Here is a 2,510-nt window from a genome sequence, read left to right on the forward strand (position 1 = left end):
ACCCGCACCCGCGCCACCGCCGACGCCATGCTCGACCAGCTCGCCTGGTGGGCCCGCGCCCTCCGCTCCGCCCGCACCCTCGCCGGCCCGCCCGAGGCCTGAGCCCGTCCGCGGACACCATCCGCCCGGCCGCATTCAAGTGGCCGGGCGGATCCGTGCAAACGCTGCGCTTGGCGCCACCGTTGTATTCATGATCATCTCAACGCGGGCCACCACGACCGCTGAGGCCACCTGGCGAAACTGGAGTGCGGAGCCGGTCCCGTGGAGATTCGACGACTCCACCCGGTATGCGGTCTACAACTTCACGGCGACGGCGGGCGAAGACATCGATCAGGGCGTCGCCATCATTGACCAGGCCGCTGCCGAACCAGCTGTCTACCTCTACGTAAATGCACCGTAGCGTGCGATCCCGCACGTAGCGCGACGACGAAGGCTAGCCCTCCGCCAGCAGGGACCGTATCTGTCTCGCCATACAGGAACGGAACATCAGGGCACGTCGTACCCGCCAGGCCAAGGCTGTCCGGTCCGGCTCGCCGTAGCGTCGGTTGCGGATGTCGTCGACCAGGCGCTGCGGTACGCCGCGGCGGCCTTGGTGATGAGGCGGCCCTCGCGCAGGGTTACGGCGGCGCGGGCGTAGGCGAGGGTGATCTGGTCGATCCAGGTATCGCTGAACCAGGTGCTGGGGGACTTGGTCACCACCGCCAGGTAGTACGTGCGGAGCATGTGCCGGATGTACGCGGCCAGCTCGCTGTCCGAGACCGGGGGAAGCAGCTCGGTCGGCTCGGCGCCCGCCAGGACGCGGCCGGCGCTCAGGAGTTCGCGGCGGGTGACCGGTGATACCGGGCGTTGCAGGTGGCGGGAGTGGGCGAAGGTGTAGTGCGGGGTCTCGGCGTCGGCGATCTCTGCGAGTGCGACGTAGGTGCAGTGGAGTTTCGCGGCGGCGGGTTCGTCGCGTAAGAGCCGTTCGTGCAGGGCGATGAGGCTTGAGGCCTGCTGGATGGTGAGCGGCTCGGCGAGTACGGCGACGAGGTCGAGGTCGCTTCGGCCGGGCTGGAAGTCGCCCAGCGCGAGTGATCCGTGTGCCCAGATCGCTCGCGGACGCAACAGATCCGTTGCCTCCGCGGCGAATCGGGCGATGACGGACTCTACTTCGGCCGGATCCATGCTGCTTATTATCGGGCACTGCGACGCGACACCGCGTTTGTCAGGGCCCGGTGACGAGGCGGACGAACGTGGCCGGGTCGTCGATCCAGGGGAAGTGGCCGGCGTGGGGCTGGACTACTACGCGTGCGTTCGGGAAGTGGCGGGCGCCGAGAGTGGCGACTTCGGGGCGGGGGAGGGCGTCGTATTCGGCGGCGAGGATGAGGACCGGGGCGGTGAGGTTTGCCAGGTCCGCCTTGACTTGCTCGGGGTCGCAGGCCTCCGGGGAGAGGAAGAGTGCGCTTGCCTCTTCGTTCGTGAACTGGGCGTCCGAGGCGGCCTCGAACGCTTCGATCGCGGTGTCCCAGCGGCCGTAGGTGAAGTGGGCGTACAGCAGCCAGTCCTCGGTCGAGGCGTTGTCTTCGTCCTCGTCGATGCGCTGTTCGGCGGCGCAGGCGTCGGCGTACCAGGGCTCGTCTTTGCGCAGGTCCTTGGCCTCGGCGCGGTGTTCCGGGGTCGGGGGCATGCCCAGGGCGCGCAGGGCGGTGGTGACGAGGATCAGGGAGCTCACTCGCTCGGGGTGGGCGGCGGCGTAGAGCAGGGCGAGGGTGCCGCCGGCCGAGTGGGCGAGGAGGTCGAGCTGCTCGCGGCCGAGATGCTCGCGCAGTGCGTCGACGTCCTCGATCATCCGGTCCGCGCGATAGGTCTGCGGGTCGGCCGGCTTGTCGGATCCGCCGGTGCCGCGCAGGTTGAGGATCACCAGCGGGCGCGCGTCGGCCAGGCCGCCGAGGTCGCCCAGGTAGACCGGCTCGCGCATCGGGCCGCCGGGGATGCAGATCAGCGGCTTGCGGCTGTGGCTGTCGAGCGGGCCGCCCTTCACGTCGTAGGCGAGTCGCGTGCCGTCGGGTGCGGTGAAGAAGGGCATGGGCGGACCTTAGAGCGGTGGCGCATCAGGGTTCAATCGCTTTTGCCCGCGGGGAACGGATTGCGGGCGCCGGCCGTCTAAGCGTTATGACCGTCTTGCGTGCGATTCTCTGTGTTGCGGGGATCATCCTGTTGCTGTGCGCGGTGGTGGTCGGGTTCGTCCATGTGGCGGAGCCCGTTACCGGGGAGCGTTGCTTTGCGGAGAGGGTGACCGGTACCGGGCAGGTCGTGCCCGTGTGTCCGGCTACGCAGTACGTCCGGCATGCCGGGATCGCGATCGGCATGGGTGCGGTCGCGCTCGGGTTGATCGTCGGCAGCATGGTGGGACTGCGGCCGCCGGCGGCGCGGGTTGGGGAGGCTGCCGAGGAATCCGAGTGAGGTGGCGGGGACGCTTCCGCCGTGACGCCGGCGTGCTCAGCGGCGTGCTCAGCCTACGGGGGAGGGGG

At 69.5% G+C, this 2,510-nt stretch carries 4 protein-coding genes; 2 read left to right on the plus strand and 2 right to left on the minus strand.

Annotated elements, in window-relative coordinates; all coding sequences use genetic code 11:
• The first annotated feature begins 190 nt into the window (after positions 1-190).
• Positions 191-400, plus strand: a complete 210-nt coding sequence (locus tag KDL01_RS40480) for a hypothetical protein (protein ID WP_212534028.1) — start codon at positions 191-193, stop codon at positions 398-400.
• A gap of 86 nt (positions 401-486) precedes the next feature.
• Here KDL01_RS40480 and KDL01_RS40485 read toward each other — a convergent pair whose 3' ends face one another.
• Entirely contained in the window at positions 487-1,164 is a 678-nt protein-coding gene (locus KDL01_RS40485; protein ID WP_212534029.1) for a nucleotidyltransferase domain-containing protein, read from the minus strand.
• Between the two features lie 40 nt (positions 1,165-1,204).
• On the minus strand, positions 1,205-2,065 hold the full coding sequence (locus KDL01_RS40490; protein ID WP_212534030.1) for an alpha/beta fold hydrolase: 861 nt from the start codon (positions 2,063-2,065) through the stop codon (positions 1,205-1,207).
• 86 nt (positions 2,066-2,151) lie between these two features.
• On the opposite strand from KDL01_RS40490, the gene KDL01_RS40495 reads away from it, so the two are divergent.
• On the plus strand, positions 2,152-2,442 hold the full coding sequence (locus tag KDL01_RS40495) for a hypothetical protein (RefSeq protein ID WP_212534031.1): 291 nt from the start codon (positions 2,152-2,154) through the stop codon (positions 2,440-2,442).
• Positions 2,443-2,510 lie beyond the last annotated feature (68 nt).

Origin of the sequence: Actinospica durhamensis, from assembly GCF_018139695.1 — a bacterium.
Lineage (GTDB): Bacteria > Actinomycetota > Actinomycetes > Streptomycetales > Catenulisporaceae > Actinospica > Actinospica durhamensis.